We start from the raw sequence: 23,977 nt of genomic DNA, 5'->3' as shown, positions 1-23,977 counted from the left end.
GGCGCAGGGCGCGCAGCGCATTGGCGCACTGGCGGCGAGTGGTATTTGTCGTCTTCATCGGTCTGTTTCCCCTGCGGCCTACAGCATCTGCTGAATCTGTTGTTCCAGTTTCACCTGATCGACAGCAAACAGGCGGATCCCTTCCGCCAGTTTTTCCACTGCCATAGGATCCTGATGATGCTGCCAGAGAAACTCCGCCTGTGTCATCGGGCTGGGACGGGTTTCCGTCACGCAGCCGGGAGCCAGCTGACGGGTCAGCGCGCCTTCGCTGGCCGCCAGCTCGTCCAGCAGCGCCGGAGAGATGGTCAGGCGATCGCAGCCCGCCAGCGCCTGGATCTGCTCAATACGACGGAAGCTGGCGCCCATTACCACCGTGTCATAGCCATGGGATTTGTAATACTGATAAATCTGGCGCACGGAGACCACGCCCGGGTCGCTGTCCACCTGATAGGCTGACTGCGGCTGGTGCTTCTGATACCAGTCGTAGATGCGCCCCACAAAGGGCGAGATGAGAAAGACGCCCGCTTCGGCGCACGCCCGGGCCTGAGCGAAAGAAAACAGCAGCGTCAGGTTGCAGTTTATACCGCTCTGCTCCAGCTCTTCGGCAGCGCGAATGCCCTCCCAGGTGGCGGCGAGCTTAATTAAAATCCGCTCGGGACCAATGCCATTTTTTTCATATAACTGGATAAGCTTGCGCGCCTTCGCGACGCACATTCCGCGATCCCAGGCAAAGCGGGCATCCACTTCGGTGGAGATACGCCCGGGCACATGGCGCAGCACCTCGCTGCCGATATCCACTGCCACCTGATCGCAGGCGTTAATCAACTGCGTTTCTGCGCTGCCCCCCTGGCGGCGTGCCTTGCCAATCGCATCGGCAATCAGCGGCTGATACTGCGGCAACTGCGCGGCCTTCAGCACCAGCGAAGGGTTGGTGGTCGCATCCTGTGGAGCAAACTTTTTAATCGATTCAATATCGCCGGTATCAGCAACAACCGTGGTGTATTTTTTCAGTTCGTCTAACTGGCTCATCATCTGTTCCTTATCTTACGACTGCGGAGGTTAATCTCTGGCATGCTGGTGTTCGTAATAATCAATACGTTCCACTTTGGGCGCGGAGCCGCCGCCTTCATATTCGGACTCAAGCCATGCCTGAATAATTTTTTTGCCCAGCTCAGTGCCAATCACCCGCGCGCCGAGGGTAATAATCTGCGCGTTGTTACTTTTACGCGCTCGCTCAGCAGAGAAGGTATCGTGACACTGGGCGGCGCGGACCCCGGGGACTTTATTGGCCACAATACTCATCCCAATGCCGGTACCGCAGATCAGGATGCCGCGATCGTGTTCGCCCTGTTTAATCGACATCGCCACCGCATGGGCAACATCCGGATAAACGGTACTCCCCTGGCGTTTATCGCTGCTGTAATCCGCGACGTTAATTCCCAGCCCATTCAAATAAGCGACGATAGTATCGCGAAAAGCATAGGCGGCATCATCCGCACCAATAGCGATTGTTTTCATGGTTATTTCCTTAATTTAACAGTACGTCTTAATGACAATTCGGGTAAAACGAAATTTGATCGCCAGGCTGAATAATTTGTGGTGGTTCGCCGTAAAGGTGTACCGTCCCGGGTAATTCAGCGATATCTGCGCCATCAAAATTTAGCGTGATATGGCCAAGCTGTCGTAAATTTGCCGTTGCCACACTGCCTACCGCGGTCACCCGATAATTTTTATCATTTAATTTCATTCGCTGACCGGGCGATAACTCGGCGGTCAGTTCGCTGGCCTGGTGTACGGCGCAATAACTCGCAATATCGTCGGGAACGGCATCGGAGAATAAAATAAGCCGCTGCTCCCGCAGAGAGCACTCAACATATTCCCCGACGGCGGTAATTCGTAATGAATACAACGGCACGCTCATACTATTTGTGTCCTTTGGCGGCAGGGGAAGATAATGTCACGCTCTCTTCACTTTTCGCGTCTTGCAAAGGTTCAGCGGCTGGCGCCCGCTTTTTCAGCCGTTTATCAAACCAGGCGACCAGTATCGGCGCGGTGATCATGGTGATAATGCTCGCCGTCGCCAGCTGCGCGGTGGCAGCATCCACGTACATCGCCAGCGAAGGATCCGCCTGGGCAACCATCGCCGGCGTCAGCGCTGAGCTGGCGGCGGTGGTTCCCAGCGCGGCGCCCAGCGCGCTTTTCTTCTTCAAAAACAGGTTGTAGATAAAGTAGAACACAATCCCGGTGAGCGCGGAGATAATCCCCAACAGGATCCCGGACAGGCCGGCGGTAAACACTGTATTGATGCTGGAGTTGGCGCCGATGGCGAACGACATAATAATGATCACCAGCGGCTGCGCCGCGGCGCATAACTGTTTAAAACGTTCGTCCAGATTGCCCCACAGCATGCCAATCAGCAGCGGGATAAGCATCGACAGCAGCGCGGCGAAGGGAATATTGGCCAGGCCGCTGACGCCCAGCACCATCATGGTGACAAACGGACCATCCTTGATGCAGAACACGGAGATCGCCCCGGCATCACTGGCATCGCCATAGTTGCTGCACAATGCGATATAGAGGGAGCTGTTCGAGCTGGTCAGGCAGGCAATCAGCGCCAGGGTCGATATCCCGAGAAATCCGCTCGGGCCAAACAACGTTCCCGCGGCCCATACCGCCAGGGCCCCGGCCAGACATTTGAGAAACAGCAGCACCGCGCCTTTATAGAGCGGCAACCCGGCCTGACGGATATTGATCGAGGTTCCGCAAATGAGCAAAAATATGCCCATCATGGCGCTGGAACCGACTTTAAATAAAGCGGTGGTCGGGCCGCCAATACTGAGCACCTGGGGAGCAAAGGTATTAATCAATATTGCCACCAGCAGTGGAATAATGATTAGCCCACCGGGCACCTTATTCATTTTCTCAAGTATATTAATATTCATAGGGTGACTCTTAAATTAAGATTTAACAGAGATAACGACGCAATACTACCCTGACGACCATTACGTCGTTTATTAGTTATTAGATGACTGGGTTATTGCTGTGCTTCTTGATAAATTCGATCAACAATGGTGCTAATAATATCCTCCGGTCCGGTTAACCCTCCTTTTCCGACACAAATTAAGCCGGCATAATCGCCACCAATAATTCGCACCATATCGGTTTGTGGGATGACATAATCAATCATTTCTATTCCGGTGGCACCCAGCTCTTTTAGTACATTAACCATAGTGTCGCCGCCGGTCATATACAGTCCTTTAATTTCACCGGAGGCGCAGTTAAGCACCTCGCGCACAATACTGCCCAGCCCCTGGTTAATATTTTGCGCAGCCTCACCGTGGGCCAGAGCAAATCTCTGTTCCTCCTCCTGAAGGTTCAGCAACCGCCCGGTCAACGCGGACTCAAAAACAAAGAGCGCGTTGTGCTGCGCCGGAACGCACTGCCGGGCATGCTGTACCACGCGATTGACTTCAATTTCAGCGGCGTTTTTCCGGTCAACCAACAGCTCGGCATCCACCGGGATATGGCAGACCCGGGCATCCCTGGCGATTAAATACTGGAGCTGCTTTTTGGTTACGGGCGTTGCGCTGCCGGCGACGATCAGAATCGAGCCGCGCTGGCTGTCCGCTGTCAGGCTCGCGGGCGCACTGCTCCGCGCTTCGCGCATCAGACCGCGACGAACCGCCAGCCGTTCGGTAAAGGGCCCCGGATCGACGGCCAGTACGTTCCAGTTCAGGGCCACGACCGCCCCGGCGATGGCATCAACATCGTCGACGGTAATCGCATCGACCACTATCACCCGCACGCCGCGCTGCTGCTGTTCCTGTAAATCCTGCTGGATTTGCCCTTCGCCTTTCATCACCGACGTCAGCGCGATATGCCCGACCTGATGATGGGTCTGCGCCGCCAACAGTCCCGGCACCCACGACTCGGTGACCGGGGTACGTACATCGCGAGCCACATCGGTCCGCGACAGGGCTACCGAATCAATCACCGAATAACCGCCGACGAGAATACGCCGTGACTGCGGCATCGCCGGCACCACAACCGCCACCGTCTCCTGCGGCAGTTGTTCCAGCATGGCATCGATTTCAAATCCGATGCCGCCGCGCAGCGTGGTATCAATCCGCTTGGTGAAGTAGTGCGCGCCGCGAGCCTGCAGCTGTTTCACCGCAGCGCTCACTTTGTGCTGGGCCTCCGCTTTCGGCAATGGGCGGCTGTCGCTGCTGACCACCATCGCCGGATACTCTACCTCATTGCGGGCGAAGGATTCGGTATCGAAAAACGCGGCGGTTTTTAAACCGCTGCGCGCCAGCAGCACCCCGACGGTGGTCGCCCCGGTCAGATCGTCAGCCACGATCCCAAGCTTTCCGCCCTCCCCTTGCGGCCAGACCATCTCAATACAGGCAGGCGTTACCCCGGAGACGTAGATCCCTTCGAGTATAAATTCCGCCAGCGGGCCGCTTTTACCGGTGGGGTGCAGGTTAATGGTGGGAATTCCCCGCTTCGGATAGAGTCCGCAGCGCAACGTGCCGCCGCAGTCGATGACCATTAAACCAATCTCTTCCGCCGGCGGTTCGCCATTTTTGAATACATCAATGGAGGGCCAGCCGGTCAGTTCGCTCAGGCGGTCAACGACCGGAGGGCGGATGCCCCCGGTGATGTACGCAATCTTTTTCCCCTGACCCAGCGTGATAGTCAGTGGCCCGCCCCAGCCCTTACAGCCCTTGCTAATCAACAGATGTTTTTCCATTTCTCTGTCCTCGTGATTCGCATGAACCTCAGCGATTATTGATGCTTCATTTTCCAGTAACGGGCCGCCACCAGCGTCGACTCCAGCATACTGACGGTACCTGCCTTACCGGTACCGGCAATATCAAACGCCGTTCCATGGTCAACGGAGCTGCGCATAAACGGCAGACCGAAGGTAATGGTGATCGACCGTTCAAAGTCGAGGGTTTTGCAGGCGATATGCCCCTGATCGTGATACAGCGAGAGAATGGCGTCGTAGCGCCCCTGTTTGCCGAGATGGAACACGGAATCGGCCGGAACCGGCCCGATAGCGTTGATCCCCATCTCCTGAGCGGCTTTCACTGCCGGGATCAGATTGTCAGCCTCTTCGTGACCAAACAGACCGTTGTCGGAACCATGCGGGTTCAGCGCGGCCACGGCAATGCGCGGATTGTTGATGTTCAGGGCGGTAAATTCATGGTGGATCTGCTGAACGCAGGCCAGCACCCGCGCTTTGTTGGCATAGTCACAGGCTGCTTTTAGCGCCATATGACGACTCACGAAGAAGACGCGCAGGTTGTGGACGTGGAACATGGTCAGACCATAATCAGATTGGGTTTCCACCTGATAGATTTCGGTATGGCCCGGGAGCTTACATCCTGCCAGCTTGATGGCTTCCTTATGAATTGGTGCAGTCGAGACCACGTCGATCAGTCCCGCTTTGCCCAGCTCGATCGACTTCATCACATAGTCCAGCGACATTTGCCCCGCCAGCTTCTGCACCTTGCCCCATTCGATGCTGTCGCAATCGTAGTCGCCGGTTTCCAGAACATCCAGCGTCCCCCAGCTGAAACGGGCCTCCTGCGGATGGGCAATTTTATGGATAGCAAAATCGCAGCCCATGATTTTCATTGCCCGGGAGATAATCGGTACCGAGCCGATCAGGAACGGTTTGCACTCGTCATACACGCTTTTGTCCATCATGGTGGCCACGGTGATCTCGGGGCCGATCCCTGCCGGATCGCCGATGGTAATCGCCACAACGGGTTTTTTCTCTGCTGACATCATGCGCCTCTCATTGTCTCAGTTGATTGATCATATGTTCATTGCTAAATCATATGCACAAAACATTACCTGATGAATAACGCTTCATTGGTGATGGAGATCACATAAAAAAATTCATAGATTTTTTTTATCGAAAAATGTGATCTAACATATGTTCACTACGTGATAAAAAGTTCAACCTCAATACAGGGTATGGCACCCACATTTGGCAAGCGTTTGATTTTATTAACAGGAGAAGCAACGATGACCCCGATATGGTTAGGAACCAGCTGGAAAATGAATAAGCCGCTGTCGCAGGCCATGGCCTGGTGCGAAACGCTGGCAGCGCGGATGCCTGAGGGCTGTCACCCCGCTATTCAGCCCTTCGTCATTCCCCCCTTCACCGCGATCCAACCCGTCAGCCATTTTCTGCAAACGCATCAGTTACCGCTTCTGACCGGCGCGCAAAATATGCATGAAGCGGATCAGGGCGCCTGGACCGGGGAAATCTCAGCGGCCATGTTGGCAGAAACCGGCGCCACGCTTGTTGAGCTGGGACATTCAGAACGACGCGCCGCCTTCAATGAAAGCGATGCCGCGATTAATCGAAAAGTGCACAGCGCCTTAGGTCATGGCCTGCGCCCGCTGATCTGTATTGGCGATAGCGCCGAGGAGAAACGCTGGCAGGTGTCGCGGGAGAGCGTGGTGCGGCAGATGAAAATCGCCCTGTACGGCCTGAGCCACCAGCAGGCGCTGCAGACCCTGATTGCTTATGAACCAGTATGGGCCATTGGCGAACACGGCACCCCCGCCTCGCCGCAGGAGGCGGGCGTTATTCATCAGGCGTTGCGCCAGGCGCTCTGCGAGCTGTTTGGTCACGAGACGGGAACCCGTATCCCCCTGCTGTATGGCGGCAGCGTTACGCTGCAAAATGCGGTGGAACTGCTGCGCCAGCAGGAGATCAATGGGTTGTTTATCGGCCGCGCGGCCTGGGACGCGCAAGGATATTGCGACATTGTTCAACGCGTTACACAGGAATTTATTTCACAGGCGCAGTAATATAAAAGGGACATCAGAGATGGAAATGCCAGGCCATGATTGAACAAGACTCAGATTACGCCCTGCTCACTGAAATTGCGGTGGCTTATTACGACCAGGAACAAACGCAGGAAGAGATTGCCAGGCGATTTGGCATTTCACGTATCAAAGTCGGGCGCCTGCTGAAAAAAGCGCGTCAGGAAGGGATTGTTGAGATCAGCGTCAAATACCATCCGGTCTTCAGCTCCCAGATTGAGCAGCAGTTTATTTCGCACTTTGGCATTAAGCGCGCGCTGATTGCCCTGGATCACCATGATGAAGATGAGCAGCGCCAGCAGGTGGCGGCCCTGGTCAGTAACTATCTGGCTGGCGTGTTAAAAAACGATATGACCGTCACCGTTGGTCAGGGGCGCAATGTGGCCGCGGTGGCGAATCACGTCGGCGTATTTCCGGAGCGCCACTGCCGCTTTATCTGCGGCATCGGCGGAACCAAGCGCGACAATCAGCTGATTGACGCCGACCACATCAGCCGGAACCTGGCGCGCAAATTTAACGGCTTCAGCGAAACGCTTTACGCCCCGGCCTATGTGGAAACCCCGGAGCTGCGCGCCGCCTTTATGCAAAACCGCCTGATTAAGGCCACGCTCGAACAGGCCAGCAAAGCTGACGTGGCGATCATTGGCCTCGGCGATATGAATGAAAACAGCTTTATGGTCCAGCTCGGCTGGTTTACGCCGCAGGAAATTGCCACCGCGCGTCAGGAGCAGGGGGTGGTGGGCGATCTGGCGGGATACAGCTTTTTCAATATTCAGGGCAAACCCGTCGATACGGTGATGAATGACCGGGTCATTGGCTTAAGTCTCGAACAGCTGCGGGCCATTCCCTGCGTGATCGCTATCGCCTCGGAAAGCACGAAAGCGACGGCGATCCTGGGAGCATTACGCACCGGGGTTATCGATGTGCTGGCTACCAGCGCCTCGAACGCCCGTTCGGTCATTAATATGCAAAAGGCGCTATAGATAAGCCACGGCGCAGGCGGCGGCTCAGCGTCGACCGCCGTCGCGCTGGCCTTTGCCCTTCCCTTTTTCGGCTCGCCGCTGCATAAAATCTTCAATGATGCCGACGATCCCGTTGAGAGGTTTCCACAGTACCACCAGCAGCAGCATGGGGCCGTATATCCGCACACCCCCTGTCGCGACCTGACCGATGCACAGCAGGGCTAAGATATCCAGCAGCAGGCACAATGCGCTGCCAGTGCCGACGAACAGACACAGCAGGAAGAGGATCGGCCGGCTATCGGCGTGTAACGGTAAAGCGCGCTGGCTCCAGACGCCGACGATAATGGCCGCGATCAACATGATCGCTTCGATAACCAGCGGATTATGCATGGTCTGACTCCTGTCATGACGTATCATCCTTGTCAGCAGCGCGGCCGGCGGCGCTGGGCTACGCCCTGGCTACCGGCAGGCTGCTGCCGTTTACTGCGCATTTTCCTGCAACAGCTTATCGATAAAGGCGGGCACCACTTCGCTTGCCAGCCCGTAGTGCTTTTCGGCAAACTCGCTGCCCACCTGGCTGGGTTCCAGGTTCAGCTCAACGGTATGGGCGCCGTGCAGCCGCGCCTCGTGCACAAAGCCGGCCGCCGGATAGACATGGCCGGAGGTGCCGATGGCGATAAAAATATCCGCGTCGGCCAGCGCGCTGTAGATCTCATCCATCCCCAGCGGCATCTCGCCAAACCAGACCACGTGCGGACGCAGCGCCGCCGGGAACTGGCAGCAGTGGCATTTGTCCTCAGCGGTGACGTCGCCGGTCCACTCCAGCACCTGGCCGCTCCACGAACAGCGCACCTTCAGCAGTTCGCCGTGCATATGGATCACCCGGCGGTTGCCGGCGCGCTCGTGCAGATTATCAATATTCTGGGTGACCAGCAGAAAATGGTCGCCCAGCAGATCCTCCAGACGCGCCAGCGCCAGATGCGCCGCGTTCGGCGCGATCTCCGGGCTCTGCAGCTGGCGACGACGGGCGTTGTAGAACGCCTGCACCAGCGCCGGATCGCGGGCGAAGCCTTCCGGCGTCGCCACATCTTCTACCCGATGCTCTTCCCACAGGCCATCGGCCGCGCGGAAGGTTTTGATCCCCGACTCTGCCGAGATGCCCGCGCCGGTTAACACCACCACTCTCGGTTTTGCCATCGCTTCAGGTTTCATCCTGTCCTCCCTAAAGAAAATCCGCTGACGCAGACGGTCACGCAACCGACGTTTATTGCGACGAAAACGGCTCAATCGATGTAAACGGCGCGACTGCATAGCTACCTCTGTGGTTAATGGGTCAGATGAAGGAAAGCCGCACCGCGCATTCCCCCGGCATCGCCGTGGCGCGCGCGCTCAATGCGCGGTACCCTGGCGACCGGCAGAAGATGGCGCGGCAATCGCTGTGCCAGCCCTTCGCTAATGGCCGTAAAGTTAGATAATCCACCGCCGAGCACCAGCAAATCCGGGTCGACAATGGTCAGTATATTCCCCAGACACACCGCCAGCAGATCGAGATAGCGCTCAACGTGCGCCTGGGCGTGCGGATCGTGCTGCTGCCACTGCGCCACAATCTCCGGTGAGGAGAGCGATTGCTGATAAAAATGTTCGTACAGCCAGGCGAAACCGCGACCGGAGAGATAATTTTCAATGCAGCCCAGCTGGCCACAGCCGCAGCGCAGCAGCGGAAAATCGCGCCCGACCACCTCCAGGGCATCGACCGGCAGACGAATATGACCAAACTCGCCGGTGATATAGCTATGTCCGGTAATCGATTTACCGTTCAACACCAGGCCGCCGCCCACGCCGGTGCCGAGGATCAGCCCCATCACCAGCGGGTATTGCGTAAACTCATCGTCCCACGCTTCTGACAGCGCGAAACAGTTGGCGTCATTATCGAGGCGCACCTCGCGCCCCAGCCGCGCGCTGAGGTCGGCGCGCAGCGGCCGGCCGCTGGCGGCTGGCACGTTAGCGGCATACAGCGTGCCGTCTGCGGTTTCCGGCATCCCCGGAATACCGATCCCGACCGACCCCTGCTGGTCGAAGCGCTCATCGGCCTCGCGCACCAGCGCCTCTACCGCCTGGAGAAAATCCTCATAACTGCTTTTCGGCGTGGCGACGCGTTTTTCCCACTGCAGCCGCCGCTCCTGATTAAATACGCCCAGCGCTATCTTGCTGCCGCCAATGTCAAATCCATAATACATTTCAGCAATTCCTCTTGTGTCGTCAGCAAAGCCGACGATGACGATAAATTACTGGCCACTCAGCACCCTCGCCGGGTCGATACGGCTGGCGCGGCGGGCGGGATACCAGCTGGCCAGCAAACTCAGCAACAGTGCCGTCACCAGCACATAAAAGACGTCCAGCCAGTGCAGTTCTGACGGCAGGAAGTCAATAAAATAGATGTCGCCGGAGAGGAATTTATGCCCAATCAGGTATTCGATGCCGTTAATGATTGACGTCAGATTCAACGCGCAGATCACGCCGATCACCACCCCGAACAGGCTGCCTACCGATCCGGCTAATAAACCATACCACACGAAAATCGCGCGAATTAAGCCGTCTTTTGCGCCAAGCGTGCGCAGCACCGCAATATCACCGCTTTTGTCTTTGACCGCCATCACCAGCGTCGAGACGATGTTAAAACAGGCCACGCCGATCACCAGCACCATCGCCAGGTACATAATGGCGCGGATCATCTGGATGTCGCGATACATATAGCCATAGGTGCCGATCCAGCTCTTGATGTAGACGTAGCTGTTGGTCACCTCGCCGGCGTCGCGCACCAGCTTGTTCGCGTGAAAAACGTCGGTGACCTTGATGGCGATGCCGGTCACGCTGCCGCCCATCTCCAGATACTGCTGCGCATCCTGCATTGGGATCATGGCAAAACTATGATCGAGCTGGCCGCTCAGCTGTAAAATTCCGGTCACATGCAGCCTGACGCGTTTTGGCTGCAGCAGCTGATGGTCGGCGTCGGCGTTAGGGATCATGATCGACACCCAGTCCCCCTGCTTCACGTGCAGCGCATCGGCGACCCCTTTCCCCAGAATCACCTGCTGTTCGCCAGCCTTGAAGCCGGCCCACGCGTTGTTCTGAACGAAGGTAGGCAGCGCGCTGAGCCGGGTTTCCTGCTGCGGGTCGACGCCTTTCACCTGGATGGCGCGCATATTACTGCCGCTCTCCACCAGGCCGGTGAAGTTAATATAGGGCGCTGCCGCGACAATTCCCTTCACCTTCTGCACCTTCGCCAGCGCTTCCTGCCAGTTATTCCACGGCTGATTCACGGGTTCGATTTCACCGTGCGGCACCACCGCCAGCACGCGGTTGTTCAGCTCGCGCTCAAAGCCGTTCATCGCGCTGAGGCCGACGATCAGCACCGCCACTCCCAGCGCAATGCCGATGGTGGAGATCACCGAGATCAGCGACACCATGCCGCCGCGCCGCCGTCCGCGGCTGAAACGCAATGCAATCAGTAACGATAACGGAGACGCCATTACTCGGCCCCCATCAGGGTCAGGTCGGCGGTCAGGCGGCCATCGCGCATCTCCAGCTGGCGGCTCATGCGCTTCGCCAGCTGCAGGTCGTGGGTCACCACCAGAAACGCGGTGCGCTGCGCGACGTTCAGTTCGCCCAGCAGCTGGAAGATGCTGTCGGCGTTGCGGGCATCAAGGTTACCGGTCGGTTCATCCGCCAGCACCAGCCGCGGTTTATTCACCAGCGCGCGGGCAATCGCCACCCGCTGGCGTTCGCCGCCGGAGAGCTCCGACGGACGGTGATGGCTGCGGTGTTCAAGCCCGACCGCCTGCAGCATCGCTTTCGCCTGGCGTTCAATGTCCGCCGGCTTCTTTTTGCCAATCAGCAGCGGCATCGCCACGTTTTCCAGCGCGCTAAAGTCCGGCAGCAGATGGTGGAACTGATAGATAAAGCCCAGCTCGCGGTTACGCAGGTCGGCGCGCGCGGCGGTGGAGAGCTTACTCATCGGCTGGCCGGAGAAAATCACATCGCCAGAGGTGGGCGTATCCAGGCCGCCGAGCAGATGCAGCAGCGTACTTTTACCGGAGCCGGAGGTGCCGACAATGGCCATCATCTCGCCTTCGCCAATGCTGAAGCTGACATTGTGCAGGACATCGGTTTGCACATTGCCTTCCTGATAGCGTTTGCACAGGTTGTCGCATTGCAGCAGGATCTTATTCATAACGTAAAGCCTCAGCGGGTTGGGTGGCGGCAGCGCGCCAGGAAGGGTACAACGTAGACAACAGGGCCAGCACCATCGCCACCAGGGCGATAACAATGACCTGCAGCGGCTCAATAGCCACCGGCAGCGCCGCGCCGTCAAGGAAGGCGCCGATGATCGGCATTAAATTATTCAGCTGGCTGGCCAGCAGGGCGCCAAGCACCGCTCCCAGCAGCGCGCCGACGATCCCGGCGCTGGCACCCTGCACCATAAAGACGGCCATAATCTGCCGCGGCGTCAGCCCCTGAGTCTGCAGGATCGCCACTTCGCCCTGCTTCTCCATCACCATCATCCCCAGCGAGGTAATAATGTTGAAGGCCGCGACGGCGACGATCAGGCTCAGCAGCAGGCCCATCATGTTTTTCTCCATGCGCACAGCCTGGAACAGTTCGCCCTTGCGCTCGCGCCAGTCCTGCCACTGGGTACCTGGCGGCAGCGTCTGCTGGCTCAGGGTGTCGACCTGCAGCGGTTTATCCAGCCACAGGCGCCAGCCGGTGATATTGCCCAGCGGGTAGCGCATCAGACGGGAGGCGTCGTCGATATTGGTCAGCATCTGATAGCCATCGACTTCGCTGTTGGCGGCGAAGGTGCCGATGACCGTGAACAGACGCTGGCTCGGCACGCGGCCCATCGGCGTAAACTGACTGGCGGAAGGAACCATCACGCGGATTTTATCGCCGCGATTAACCCCCAGCTGGCCCGCCAGCTGCTCACCGAGAATAACGTTATATTTGCCCGCCTGCAGATCGCTCTGTTTGACGTTCACCAGGTACGGAGTCAGGGGATCGTTCTGCGCCGGATCAATGCCCAGCATCACCCCAACCGCCACGCTGCGCGCGCTCTGCAGCACCACGTCGCCGGTGGTGATCGGCGCTACGCGGGTCACGCCCTGGAGTTTCGCCTCGCGCTCCGGCAGTTGCTGAGGGTTCACCGAGCCTTGTTTAGCGCTAAGAATGGCCTGCGGCATCAGCCCCAGGATGTTGTTTTGCAGCTCGCGTTCAAAGCCGTTCATCACCGACAGGACCGTCACCAGCGCCATTACGCCAAGCGTAATACCGATAGTTGAGAGCCAGGAGACGAAACGACCGAAGCGGTCGGCTGCGCGCCCGCGCATATAGCGCAGGCCGATAAAGAGTGCGGCAGGTTGGTACATGTCATCCATCTGGTTGCTGATAGCCGATGCCCGAGTATATAAGCGATTAGGGGCAGCGTAAATGACTGATACCTGACGACTTTATTAGCAATAATCCTAAAAACCAAGCAAATACAAACGGATAGATAAGTACTTACTTATTTATCTTTACGCTTATCAACCGCGCTGACCTTTCTTCACCCAAAACCTGATGGCAATTCGGGTTGGCGAATCCAGGCCAATCGCGGATAATCTCACTATTGAATATCAGCGAGTTGCCCTCCATATCGGCAGAGCGAATCCCCAAGAGATCATGAAACCGTCTATGCCTGAACAATATCGATACTCATTGCCGGTCAAAGCCGGCGATCAGCGCCAGCTTGGCGAGTTGACCGGCGCAGCCTGCGCCACCCTGGTGGCGGAGATGGCCGAACGCCACAACGGCCCGGTGGTGCTGGTGGCGCCTGACATGCAAAACGCGCTGCGTCTGAACGACGAAATCAGGCAGTTTACCGACAGCATGGTGATGGGGCTGGCGGACTGGGAAACGCTCCCTTACGACAGCTTCTCGCCGCATCAGGACATCATCTCCTCCCGTCTTGCCACCCTTTACCAGTTACCCACTATGCAGCGCGGCGTGCTGATCGTCCCGGTCAGCACCCTGATGCAGCGCGTCTGTCCGCACAGTTTCCTTCACGGCCACGCGCTGGTGATGAAAAAGGGCCAGCGCCTGTCGCGCGATGCGCTGCGCGCTCAGCTGGAGGGCGCCGGCTACCGCCATGTCGATCAGGTGATGGAGCACGGCGAATATGCCACTCGCGGCGCGCTGCTCGACCTGTTCCCGATGGGCAGCGATCAGCCCTACCGCCTCGATTTCTTTGACGATGAAATCGACAGCCTGCGCCTGTTCGACGTCGACAGCCAGCGTACGCTGGAGGAAGTGGCGGCCATTAACCTGCTGCCGGCACACGAATTTCCCACCGACCAGACCGCCATCGAGCTGTTCCGCAGCCAGTGGCGCGATCGCTTTGAGGTGAAGCGCGATGCCGAACATATCTATCAGCAGGTCAGTAAAGGAACGCTACCTGCCGGTATCGAATACTGGCAGCCGCTGTTCTTCAGCGAGCCGCTGCCGCCGTTATTTAGCTATTTCCCGGCCAGCACGCTGATCGTCAACACTGGCGATCTGGAAGCCAGCGCGGAGCGATTCCAGAATGAAGCCCGGGCCCGTTTTGAAAACCGCGGCGTCGACCCGATGCGCCCGCTCCTGCCGCCTGAGCTGCTGTGGCTACGCAGCGATGAGCTGTTCAGCGAACTGAAAAAATGGCCGCGCGTGCAGCTGAAAACCGAGCGTCTGGCGGACAAAGCGGCGAATACCAATCTGGGCTACCAGACGCTGCCGGACCTCGCGGTGCAGGCACAAAACAAAGCGCCGCTGGATAATCTGCGTCGCTTCCTCGAAGCGTTTACCGGCCCGGTGATCTTCTCGGTGGAAAGCGAGGGTCGCCGTGAAGCGCTGAGCGAAATGCTGGCGCGGATCAAAGTTGCGCCAAAACACGTGCGGCGGCTGGAGGAAGCCACCGGCAGCGGCCGCTATCTGATGATTGGCGCCGCCGAGCACGGGTTTATCGACAGCCAGCGCGATCTGGCGCTGATTTGCGAGAGCGACCTGCTCGGCGAGCGGGTGGCGCGCCGTCGTCAGGATTCCCGTCGCACCATCAACCCTGACACTCTGATTCGCAACCTCGCCGAACTGCATATCGGCCAGCCGGTCGTTCACCTGGAACACGGCGTGGGCCGCTACGCGGGCATGACTACCCTGGAAGCCGGCGGCATCACCGGCGAATACCTGATGTTGACCTACGCCAACGATGCCAAATTGTACGTTCCGGTATCGTCCCTGCATCTTATCAGCCGCTACGCCGGCGGAGCGGAAGAGAACGCGCCGCTGCACAAGCTGGGCGGCGATGCCTGGACCCGGGCGCGACAAAAAGCGGCTGAGAAAGTACGCGACGTGGCGGCCGAGCTGCTGGATATCTACGCCCAGCGCGCGGCGAAAGCCGGCTTTGCCTTTAAGCATGACCGCGAACAATATCAGCTGTTCTGCGACGGCTTCCCGTTTGAAACCACGCCGGACCAGGCGCAGGCGATTAACGCCGTCCTCAGCGATATGTGCCAGCCGCTGGCCATGGACCGCCTGGTGTGCGGCGATGTGGGCTTCGGCAAGACCGAAGTGGCCATGCGCGCCGCCTTCCTCGCCGTGGAGAACCACAAGCAGGTGGCGGTGCTGGTGCCGACCACCCTGCTGGCTCAGCAGCACTATGACAACTTCCGCGATCGTTTCGCCAACTGGCCAGTACGCATCGAAATGCTCTCCCGTTTCCGCAGCGCTAAAGAGCAGGCGCAGATCCTTGAGCAGGCTGCGGAAGGCAAAATCGATATCTTAATCGGCACGCACAAGCTGTTGCAGAGCGAAGTGAAGCTGCGCGACCTCGGGCTGCTGATCGTCGACGAAGAGCACCGGTTTGGCGTTCGTCACAAAGAGCGCATCAAAGCGATGCGCGCCGATGTCGATATCCTGACCCTCACCGCCACACCGATCCCGCGAACGCTGAACATGGCGATGAGCGGGATGCGCGATCTGTCGATCATCGCCACGCCGCCGGCGCGCCGCCTGGCGGTGAAGACCTTTGTTCGCGAATATGACGCCCTGGTGGTGCGCGAGGCGATCCTGCGCGAAACGCTGCGCGGAGGCCAGGTCTACTATCTGTTTAATGACGTTAAGAACATCCAGAAAGCCGCCGACAAGCTGGCGGAGCTGGTGCCTGAGGCGCGGATCGCCATCGGTCACGGTCAGATGCGGGAGCGCGAACTGGAGCGGGTGATGAATGACTTCCATCACCAGCGCTTCAATGTGCTGGTGTGCACCACTATCATCGAAACTGGGATCGACATTCCCACCGCCAACACCATCATCATTGAACGCGCCGACCATTTTGGCCTCGCCCAGCTGCACCAGCTGCGCGGCCGCGTTGGCCGTTCGCATCACCAGGCCTATGCCTGGCTGCTGACGCCGCATCCGAAAGCGATGACTACCGATGCGCAGAAGCGCCTTGAAGCCATTGCCTCGCTGGAAGATCTCGGCGCCGGCTTTGCGCTGGCGACCCACGATCTGGAGATTCGCGGCGCCGGTGAACTGCTTGGCGAAGATCAGAGCGGCCAGATGGAAACCATCGGTTTCTCTCTGTATATGGAGCTGCTGGAAAACGCGGTGGATGCGCTGAAAGCCGGTCGCGAGCCGTCGCTGGAGGATCTCACCAGCCAGCAGACGGAGGTTGAACTGCGCATGCCTTCCCTGCTGCCTGACGATTTCATCCCCGACGTCAATACGCGACTGTCATTCTATAAGCGCATTGCCAGCGCCAAAAACGAACAGGATCTGGAGGAGATCAAAGTCGAGTTGATCGACCGTTTTGGCCGCCTGCCCGATGCCGCCCGCAATCTGCTGGATATCGCCCGTCTGCGTCAGCAGGCGCAGAAGCTGGGGATCCGTAAGCTGGAAAGCAACGAAAAAGGCGGTGTGATCGAATTTAACGAGAAAAACAACGTCAATCCGGTGTGGTTGATCGGCCTGCTGCAGAAGCAGCCGCAGCACTTCCGGCTTGACGGGCCGACGCGCCTGAAATTCATGCAGGATCTGGAAGAACGTAAGACGCGGATGGACTGGGTTCGTCAGTTTATGCGTCAGCTGGAAGAGAACGCCGTCGCCTGATTGACGGGAGATACGGCCCTCTGGCCGTATCTCTCTTCCTACATACCTGGCAATCTTTACAAACATTTTGCAATCCACCTGGATTTCCCCACACAGACTCACGCCATAATCTCATTTGCTTTTCGTATAAAAATAACCAGTTATATATTTTGGAGTTATGGTAATGAAAAACCGTTTCCCCGTGACGCTCTGGCTGACGCTGATCGCGCTGGTCGCCGCGCTGGCCCTCCCCGCGCGCGCTAATACCTGGCCCCTTCCCCCGCCGGGCAGCCGGCTGGTGGGTCAGAACCAGTTCCATGTGGTGCAGGATAACGGCGGTTCGCTGGAGGCGATTGCCAAAAAGTACAATGTCGGCTTTCTGGCCCTGCTGCAGGCCAATCCCGGGGTGGACCCTTATGTTCCGCGCGCCGGCAGCGTGCTGACCATCCCCCTGCAGACGCTGCTGCCCGATGCGCCGCGCGAAGGGCTGGTGATTAACCTCGCCGAACTGCGCCTCTACTATTACCCGCCGGGTAAGAATGAAGTGACCGTCTACCCGATCGGCATCGGCCAGTTGGGCGGAACCACCATCACGCCGACGATGGTCACGACCGTGTCCGACAAGCGGGCCAATCCGACCTGGACGCCAACCGCCAACATTCGCGCCCGCTACAAGGCGATGGGGATTGAGCTGCCGGCGGTGGTGCCTGCCGGTCCTGACAACCCGATGGGCCATCACGCCATCCGCCTCGCCGCCTATGGCGGAGTCTATCTCCTGCACGGCACCAATGCCGATTTCGGCATTGGCATGCGCGTCAGCTCCGGCTGCATTCGTCTGCGCGACAACGATATTAAGGCGCTGTACAACACCATCTCACCGGGCACTAAGGTGAATATTATCAACACGCCGATCAAAGTGTCGGAGGAGCCGGATGGCCGCCGTCTGGTCGAGGTTCACCAGCCGCTGTCAGAGCATATTGATGACGACCCGCAGACCCTGCCCATTACGCTTAACGCGGCCATGACCGCGTTCAAACAGGCGCCGCAGACCGACAGCATGGTGATGGAGCGCGCAATGAATTACCGCTCCGGTATGCCCATTGACGTCACTCGTCATGCCGCGCCCGGCCCGCAGTCGCTGTAAGCTCACGCAGCAGAAAGCAAAAAACCCGCCTGATGGCGGGTTTTTTGTTGGCAAGGGTCAAACAGGGGTACAACAGGGTCTTACTCATCGCTGACCGGTGAAGGGGGCCGGACAACGACGTTTCGGGCTTACTTATAGATAACAGCAGTACCGTGAAGGGTATTCGGACCGGTTACCGAAGTAATACGATATGAGGTGGCGCCCATCTCATCCGCTTTCTGCGCCAGCTGATCTTCCAGCGAGCCCAGGTTAGTCCCGGCAGAGGCAGAAATGGTGCCTACTTTATGCTGCCCGGCAGGGGTGGACTGCACTTCTACAGCGGCAAAGCTGGCGAAAGAGAGAGAGCTAAGAACGGCGGCAATAGCCAGAGTGTTAACGGTTTTCATGATTGTTATACCTGTGCAGATGAATTTTATAGTAGGGTCGCAAGCATTAACTTAACGATCGATAGGTAAATCATAATGTGATCCACATCACACGTCAACGCATTTTTATAACGATCGTTTAACTATTTATAAAATGCTTAAACTTCATACGCATATGAATTATTTATTTTTAAACCCACAGCGCTGGCTCCGGGGATCGTTTATTTTTATAATGGCCTTTCACCAAACCAACATAGGTACAACGGCATCATGACAACTGACGTTCAAAGTTGCGCCAAAAAAAGCCGTGGCCGACCGAAGGTGTTCGACAGGGATGCGGCGCTGGACAAAGCCATGACACTCTTCTGGCAGCACGGCTATGAGGCGACCTCGCTCGCCGATCTGGTCGAGGCGACAGGAGCAAAAGCCCCCACCCTGTATGCGGAATTTGTGAATAAAGAAGGACTATTCCGCGCAGTGTTGGATCGTTATATTTCGCGCTTTGCCGCGAAGCACGAAGCCGTGCTGTATGCCGAAGGGAAATCCGTCGATCGGGCGCTGCGGGAATACTTCACGGCCGTCGCTACCTGCTTCACCAGCAAAGACACGCCGGCCGGCTGCTTTATCATTAATACCTCCGCCGCCCTGGCCGCCTCCTCGACGGATATCGCCAATACCATCAAATCCCGCCATGCGATGCAGGAGCAGGCGCTAACCCAGTTTCTGCAGCAGCGGCAGGCGCAAGGCGAACTGCCCGCGGGCCGCGATGTCGCGCAGCTGGCGCAGTTTCTTAACTGTGTCCTGCAGGGGATGTCGATTAGCGCGCGGGAAGGCGCGGATTTCGACAAGCTGATGCAAATCACCGACACCACTCTCCGTCTCTGGCCGCAGGTTCTCGAGCCCTGATGCGCCCCGCTTCCGGCGGTATTCTGCCGCCGGATCCGCTCTCCCTCTCACGTTATCCCCACAAAATAGATTGATTTTTATTACCTTTTCTCGCGCAAGATAAACGCAAATGATATTGATTGCGATATTCATTATGTGCAAAATCCTTTTTTGAGTTTTTCAAGATGTTTCGCATTGTAACTAACGCCGGCCAGACATCGGCCTATAACAACGACAAAGCAACTCGCTCATAAAAGGAATGGATATGAAAAAGCGCCTCTGGGTGCTCCACCCTCTGCTGCTGGTCAGCACGCTGCCCGCGCTGGCGGCTCAGTCTGATGAAGACAGCATTATCGTTAGCGCAAACCGCACCCATCGCACCGTGGCCGAAATGGCCCAAACCACCTGGGTCATCGAGGGCCAGGAGATTGAGCAGCAGGTCCAGGGCGGAAAAGAGTTCAAAGACGTGCTGGCGCAGCTGATCCCCGGCATCGACGTCAGCAGCCAGGGGCGCACCAACTACGGGATGAACATGCGCGGACGCGCCATCGTGGTGCTGATCGACGGCGTCCGGCTCAATTCCTCACGCACCGACAGCCGCCAGCTCGACGCCATCGATCCGTTCAACATCGAACATATCGAAGTGATCTCCGGGGCCACCTCGCTGTACGGCGGCGGCAGTACCGGCGGGCTTATCAACATCGTCACCAAAAAAGGGCAGCAGGATCGCCAGGTCGATCTCGAGGTGGGCAGCAAGAGCGGTTTTGCCAACAGCAACGATCATGATGAGCGCGTCGCGGCGGCCGTCAGCGGCGGGACAGACCACGCATCCGGGCGCTTATCGGTGGCCTATCAGCGTTTTGGCGGCTGGTACGATGGTAATAATGATGCGCTGATCCTCGATAATACCCAAACGGGGCTCCAGCACTCTGATCGTCTGGACGTCATGGGGACGGGAACGATCGAGATCGACGACAACCGCCAGCTGCAGCTGGTCACCCAGTACTATAAAAGCCAGGGCGATGATGACTATGGCCTGTGGCTCGGGAAAAATATGTCCGCGGTCACCAGCGGCGGCAAAGCGTACACCACCGATGGGCTCAATTCCGATCGTATCCCCGGCACCGAGCGCCATCTGATCAGCCTCCAGTACTCCGATGCCGATTTCTTCGGCCAGAATCTGGTGAGCCAGGTGTACTATCGCGATGAGTCCCTCACCTTCTATCCATTCCCGACGCTCAGCAAAGGTCAGGTCAGCAGCTTCTCCTCGTCGCAGCAGGACACCGATCAGTATGGGGCAAAGCTGACCCTCAACAGCCAGCCGCTGACGGGATGGGATCTCACCTGGGGTCTCGACGCCGATCATGAGACCTTCAATGCCAACCAGATGTTCTTCGATCTGCAGCAATCGCTGGCGTCCGGCGGGCTGCACAACGAATCGATCTACACCACCGGCCGCTATCCGGGATACAGCATCTCCAACGTCGCGCCGTTCCTGCAGTCCAGCTACGATCTGAACGAGATCTTTACCGTCAGCGGCGGGGTACGATACCAGTGGACCGAAAATCGGGTTGACGACTTTGTCGGCTACGCCCAGCAACAGGATATCGCCAACGGCAAAGCGCGCTCCGCCGACGCTATCAAAGGCGGCAAAACCGATTACGATAACTTCCTGTTTAACGCCGGGATCGTGGCCCACCTGACCGAACGTCAGCAGACCTGGTTTAACTTCTCCCAGGGCGTCGAGCTGCCGGATCCCGGCAAATACTACGGCATCGGTAAATACGGCGCGGCGGTCAATGGCCATCTGCCGCTGATCTCCAGCGTCAACGTCGATGACTCGCCGCTGCAGGGGATCAAAGTTAACTCGTATGAGCTGGGCTGGCGCTATACCGGCGATAGTCTGCGTACCCAGCTGGCGGCGTATTACTCGACTTCAGATAAGACCATCGTCGTCAACCGCACCGACATGACCATTGACGTTCAGTCCGACAAACGGCGTATTTACGGCGTTGAGGGGGCGGTCGATTACTTTATTCCGGACAGCGACTGGAGCGTCGGCGGCAACTTCAACGTGCTGAAATCCCAGGTGCAGACCGATGGCCGCTGGCAAAAATGGGACGTTACCCTCGCCTCGCCGTCCAAAGCCACCGCCTGGGTGGGTTGGGCGCCGGATCCGTGGAGCCTGCGCGTGCAGAGCCAGCAGGTGTTTGACCTCAGCGACGCCGCCGGTAACAAGCTGGAAGGCTATAACACCGTTGATTTTATTGGCAGTTACGCGCTGCCGGTGGGGAAACTGACCTTCAGTATCGAAAACCTGCTTAATGAAGACTATGTCACCATCTGGGGCCAGCGCGCGCCGCTGCTCTACAGCCCGACCTACGGCAGTTCATCGCTGTACGAATACAAAGGCCGTGGCCGTACCTTCGGTCTGAACTACGCGTTAACTTTCTGATAAAAAAAGCCCCTCAGCCTGAGCGATTGAGGGGCTAATCACTACACAAATCTGTTTTTAGATTTTGTTGTTCAGGACCAGCTGGCCGTTGTTGTCCAGCGGGATCTGGCTGCCAGGATCGTGATCCATGCGGATTTTCCCCTGCTGATCGCCTATCTTATAGGTCACATCATAGCCCAGCATTTTATCGGATTTGTCATACACCGTTTTACAGCGCTGCTGGGTGGTGGTGTAAGTATCGTTGTCCTGCATCGCGCCCTGGATCTGGTTACCGGCATAGCCGCCGCCCAGCGCACCCACGACAGTCGCCACGCTGCGTCCGTGACCGCCGCCAAACTGGTGGCCAATCACCCCGCCCGCCACCGCGCCCAGCACGGAGCCAGCGATGCGGTTTTCATCCTGTACCGGACGACGATGGGTCACCGTGACATTGCGGCATTCCTGCCGCGGCGTTTTCACGGTTTCTTTAATCGGTGTACTGGAGACCACTTGCGCATACTGCGGGCCACGATCTAACACGTTGAGACCAGCGACAGCTGCAACGCCCAGCGCGGCAGCCACGCCTATCCCTATACCCGCCAACATAGATTTATTCACGGGAGATCCTCCTTTGTTGCTGTTGATACAATTTTGCAACCGGAGCCGGGAGGGCGCAAATCAGATAGTGGATGAAAAGTGCGAGAATTCGCTGCAAATCAAGGGGATTCAGAGGATTCCGAGCGGGATCGCCGCAGGTTTCAGCAGGTGAGCCCGGAGGCGCCGTCAAGGCGCGCTCCGGGTAGAGACAGGGATTAGTGCAGCTTCAGGCGCGGGCGAATGATGCGGTTGATGCGTCCGACCAGCATCATCAGGCCGGTCTTGAAGTAACCGTGCAGGGCAATCTGGTGCATACGGTACAGGGAAATGTACACGAAGCGCGCAATGCGCCCTTCCACCATCATCGAGCCGCGCATCAGGTTACCCATCAGGCTGCCGACAGTGGAGTAATTGGACAGCGACACCAGCGAGCCATGGTCTTTATAGGTGTACGCCTTCAGCGGTTTGCCTTTCATCTGCGCCAGGATGTTATTCAGCGCGCAGGTGGCCATCTGGTGCGCCGCCTGGGCACGCGGAGGAACAAACCCGCCTTCCGGACGCGCGCAGGAGGCGCAGTCGCCGATGGCAAAAATATCCGCATCGCGGGTGGTCTGCAGCGTCGGCTCGACTACCAGCTGATTGATACGGTTGGTTTCCAGGCCGCCGATCTCTTTCATGAAATCTGGCGCTTTGATCCCGGCCGCCCAGACCATCAGATCCGCTTCAATATATTCGCCATCTTTGGTATGCAGACCGCCTGCATCCGCGCTGGTGACCATGGTCTGCGTCAGCACCCGTACGCCCAGCTTGGTCAGCTCATTATGCGCCGCCCCGGAAATGCGCGGCGGCAGCGCCGGCAGAATACGCTCGCCCGCTTCGACCAGCGTGACGTTCAGCGCCTCGTTAGTCAGCCCTTTGTAGCCGTAGCTGTGCAGCTGTTTCACCGCATTATGCAGTTCAGCAGAGAGCTCCACGCCGGTGGCGCCGCCGCCGACGATGGCGATGTTCACTTTACCGTTGGCGCCGAGGTTGGCGGAGTATTTGAGGAACAGGTTGAGCATTTCCTGATGGAAACGACGCGCCTGATGCGGGTTGTCGAGGAAAATGCAGTTCTCTTTCACCCCAGGGGTGTTGAAGTCATTCGAGGTACTGCCCAGCGCCATCACCAGCGTGTCGTATGGCAGTTTACGCTCAGCCACCAGCAGCTCGCCTTTTTCATTGCGCAGCTCGCCGAGGGTAATGGTCTTCCCTTCGCGGTTGATATCGACGACTGACCCCAGCTGAAACTGGAAACCGTGGTTGCGGGCATGGGCCAGGTAGCTCAGCGCATCAACACCTTCATCCAGAGAACCGGTCGCCACTTCATGTAGCAGCGGCTTCCACAGATGGCTGTGGTTACGGTCCACCAGGGTGATTTTCGCTTTTTTATGGCGCCCTAACTTTTTCCCCAGCTGAGTGGCCAGTTCCAGTCCGCCAGCGCCACCACCCACAATTACGATTTTTTTCAATGGCGTAGTCATGTGTACCCCTAAAATTATTAACCAATTGTTAAATAAAAGTTATCTAAATAGCCTTTATTTAACAACAA

The 23,977-nt window shown here is 57.8% G+C and carries 24 protein-coding genes; 7 read left to right on the top strand and 17 right to left on the bottom strand.

Annotated elements, in window-relative coordinates; genetic code table 11:
* Positions 1–78: 78 nt before the first annotated feature.
* From tal to pdxA, 6 genes are all read right to left on the bottom strand, one after another.
* Positions 79–1,029, bottom strand: coding sequence for a transaldolase (gene tal, locus ACKLKD_RS17440; protein ID WP_060656446.1), 951 nt, complete (start codon positions 1,027–1,029; stop codon positions 79–81).
* A gap of 30 nt (positions 1,030–1,059) precedes the next feature.
* On the bottom strand, positions 1,060–1,518 hold the full coding sequence (gene rpiB / locus ACKLKD_RS17435; protein WP_025712368.1) for a ribose 5-phosphate isomerase B: 459 nt from the start codon (positions 1,516–1,518) through the stop codon (positions 1,060–1,062).
* Positions 1,519–1,546: 28 nt separating this feature from the next.
* Positions 1,547–1,921 (bottom strand): PTS glucitol/sorbitol transporter subunit IIA, encoded by a 375-nt coding sequence (locus ACKLKD_RS17430; protein ID WP_023297368.1) that lies wholly within the window; start codon positions 1,919–1,921, stop codon positions 1,547–1,549.
* A 1-nt stretch (position 1,922) separates the two neighbouring features.
* Complete coding sequence (locus ACKLKD_RS17425) at positions 1,923–2,942, bottom strand: 2-keto-3-deoxygluconate permease (RefSeq protein ID WP_025712370.1); 1,020 nt, start codon at positions 2,940–2,942, stop codon at positions 1,923–1,925.
* Between the two features lie 92 nt (positions 2,943–3,034).
* The gene (locus tag ACKLKD_RS17420) at positions 3,035–4,753 is read right to left on the bottom strand and encodes a four-carbon acid sugar kinase family protein (RefSeq protein ID WP_080924860.1); all 1,719 of its coding nucleotides are present in this window, start codon (positions 4,751–4,753) and stop codon (positions 3,035–3,037) included.
* A 35-nt stretch (positions 4,754–4,788) separates the two neighbouring features.
* Positions 4,789–5,796 (bottom strand): 4-hydroxythreonine-4-phosphate dehydrogenase PdxA, encoded by a 1,008-nt coding sequence (gene pdxA, locus ACKLKD_RS17415; RefSeq protein ID WP_008806010.1) that lies wholly within the window; start codon positions 5,794–5,796, stop codon positions 4,789–4,791.
* A 243-nt stretch (positions 5,797–6,039) separates the two neighbouring features.
* Here pdxA and ACKLKD_RS17410 point away from each other — a divergent pair, with 243 nt between their 5' ends.
* Both ACKLKD_RS17410 and ACKLKD_RS17405 read left to right on the top strand, forming a co-directional pair.
* Positions 6,040–6,834 (top strand): triose-phosphate isomerase, encoded by a 795-nt coding sequence (locus ACKLKD_RS17410; protein ID WP_087805430.1) that lies wholly within the window; start codon positions 6,040–6,042, stop codon positions 6,832–6,834.
* A 35-nt stretch (positions 6,835–6,869) separates the two neighbouring features.
* Positions 6,870–7,832 (top strand): sugar-binding transcriptional regulator, encoded by a 963-nt coding sequence (locus ACKLKD_RS17405; protein ID WP_004204597.1) that lies wholly within the window; start codon positions 6,870–6,872, stop codon positions 7,830–7,832.
* A 24-nt stretch (positions 7,833–7,856) separates the two neighbouring features.
* On the opposite strand, the gene ACKLKD_RS17400 is transcribed toward ACKLKD_RS17405, so the two are convergent.
* From ACKLKD_RS17400 to ACKLKD_RS17370, 7 genes are all read right to left on the bottom strand, one after another.
* The gene (locus tag ACKLKD_RS17400) at positions 7,857–8,201 is read right to left on the bottom strand and encodes a hypothetical protein (protein ID WP_080897946.1); all 345 of its coding nucleotides are present in this window, start codon (positions 8,199–8,201) and stop codon (positions 7,857–7,859) included.
* Between the two features lie 90 nt (positions 8,202–8,291).
* Entirely contained in the window at positions 8,292–9,122 is an 831-nt protein-coding gene (cobB, locus tag ACKLKD_RS17395; RefSeq protein WP_080897947.1) for a Sir2 family NAD+-dependent deacetylase, read from the bottom strand.
* Positions 9,123–9,136: 14 nt separating this feature from the next.
* Positions 9,137–10,048, bottom strand: a complete 912-nt coding sequence (gene nagK / locus ACKLKD_RS17390; protein ID WP_025712374.1) for an N-acetylglucosamine kinase — start codon at positions 10,046–10,048, stop codon at positions 9,137–9,139.
* A gap of 48 nt (positions 10,049–10,096) precedes the next feature.
* Positions 10,097–11,341, bottom strand: coding sequence for a lipoprotein-releasing ABC transporter permease subunit LolE (gene lolE, locus ACKLKD_RS17385; RefSeq protein ID WP_008806005.1), 1,245 nt, complete (start codon positions 11,339–11,341; stop codon positions 10,097–10,099).
* A complete protein-coding gene (gene lolD, locus ACKLKD_RS17380; RefSeq protein WP_002900798.1) occupies positions 11,341–12,042 on the bottom strand; it encodes a lipoprotein-releasing ABC transporter ATP-binding protein LolD in 702 nt (233 codons plus the stop codon). The genes lolE and lolD overlap by 1 nt, the downstream gene beginning before the upstream one ends.
* Positions 12,035–13,234: a lipoprotein-releasing ABC transporter permease subunit LolC gene (lolC, locus tag ACKLKD_RS17375; RefSeq protein WP_042929337.1), complete on the bottom strand. Its 1,200-nt coding sequence runs from the start codon at positions 13,232–13,234 to the stop codon at positions 12,035–12,037. Before lolC ends, lolD begins: the two co-directional genes overlap by 8 nt.
* A 133-nt stretch (positions 13,235–13,367) precedes the next feature.
* Positions 13,368–13,499 carry a hypothetical protein gene (locus ACKLKD_RS17370; protein WP_165931812.1) on the bottom strand — a complete coding sequence of 44 codons (132 nt, stop codon included), beginning with the start codon at positions 13,497–13,499 and terminating at the stop codon, positions 13,368–13,370.
* A 39-nt stretch (positions 13,500–13,538) separates the two neighbouring features.
* Here ACKLKD_RS17370 and mfd point away from each other — a divergent pair, with 39 nt between their 5' ends.
* Both mfd and ldtC read left to right on the top strand, forming a co-directional pair.
* Positions 13,539–16,985, top strand: a complete 3,447-nt coding sequence (gene mfd / locus ACKLKD_RS17365) for a transcription-repair coupling factor (RefSeq protein ID WP_087805428.1) — start codon at positions 13,539–13,541, stop codon at positions 16,983–16,985.
* A 163-nt stretch (positions 16,986–17,148) separates the two neighbouring features.
* Entirely contained in the window at positions 17,149–18,108 is a 960-nt protein-coding gene (gene ldtC, locus ACKLKD_RS17360; RefSeq protein ID WP_080924855.1) for a L,D-transpeptidase LdtC, read from the top strand.
* A gap of 128 nt (positions 18,109–18,236) precedes the next feature.
* On the opposite strand, the gene bhsA is transcribed toward ldtC, so the two are convergent.
* On the bottom strand, positions 18,237–18,494 hold the full coding sequence (bhsA, locus tag ACKLKD_RS17355) for a multiple stress resistance protein BhsA (RefSeq protein WP_002900788.1): 258 nt from the start codon (positions 18,492–18,494) through the stop codon (positions 18,237–18,239).
* 133 nt (positions 18,495–18,627) lie between these two features.
* On the opposite strand from bhsA, the gene ACKLKD_RS17350 reads away from it, so the two are divergent.
* Together ACKLKD_RS17350 and ACKLKD_RS17345 are read left to right on the top strand one after the other, a co-directional pair.
* Positions 18,628–18,747, top strand: a complete 120-nt coding sequence (locus ACKLKD_RS17350) for a hypothetical protein (protein WP_165931813.1) — start codon at positions 18,628–18,630, stop codon at positions 18,745–18,747.
* Positions 18,744–19,379: a TetR/AcrR family transcriptional regulator gene (locus ACKLKD_RS17345; RefSeq protein ID WP_080897951.1), complete on the top strand. Its 636-nt coding sequence runs from the start codon at positions 18,744–18,746 to the stop codon at positions 19,377–19,379. The genes ACKLKD_RS17350 and ACKLKD_RS17345 overlap by 4 nt, the downstream gene beginning before the upstream one ends.
* 52 nt (positions 19,380–19,431) lie before the next feature.
* On the opposite strand, the gene ACKLKD_RS17340 is transcribed toward ACKLKD_RS17345, so the two are convergent.
* Positions 19,432–19,554 (bottom strand): hypothetical protein, encoded by a 123-nt coding sequence (locus ACKLKD_RS17340; RefSeq protein ID WP_042929333.1) that lies wholly within the window; start codon positions 19,552–19,554, stop codon positions 19,432–19,434.
* A gap of 69 nt (positions 19,555–19,623) precedes the next feature.
* Here ACKLKD_RS17340 and ACKLKD_RS17335 point away from each other — a divergent pair, with 69 nt between their 5' ends.
* A complete protein-coding gene (locus ACKLKD_RS17335) occupies positions 19,624–21,813 on the top strand; it encodes a TonB-dependent siderophore receptor (RefSeq protein WP_087805426.1) in 2,190 nt (729 codons plus the stop codon).
* A gap of 57 nt (positions 21,814–21,870) precedes the next feature.
* Here the strand turns inward: ACKLKD_RS17335 and ACKLKD_RS17330 are convergent, their stop codons facing one another.
* On the bottom strand, positions 21,871–22,410 hold the full coding sequence (locus ACKLKD_RS17330; RefSeq protein ID WP_002900781.1) for a glycine zipper 2TM domain-containing protein: 540 nt from the start codon (positions 22,408–22,410) through the stop codon (positions 21,871–21,873).
* A gap of 194 nt (positions 22,411–22,604) precedes the next feature.
* Entirely contained in the window at positions 22,605–23,909 is a 1,305-nt protein-coding gene (locus ACKLKD_RS17325) for an NAD(P)/FAD-dependent oxidoreductase (RefSeq protein ID WP_008805997.1), read from the bottom strand.
* Positions 23,910–23,977 lie beyond the last annotated feature (68 nt).

Origin of the sequence: Klebsiella sp. 10982, assembly GCF_048589245.1 — a bacterium.
Lineage (GTDB): Bacteria > Pseudomonadota > Gammaproteobacteria > Enterobacterales > Enterobacteriaceae > Klebsiella > Klebsiella quasivariicola.
Note: the sequence above shows the minus strand (reverse complement) of the source record. Positions and strands in the feature narration are given on the sequence as shown.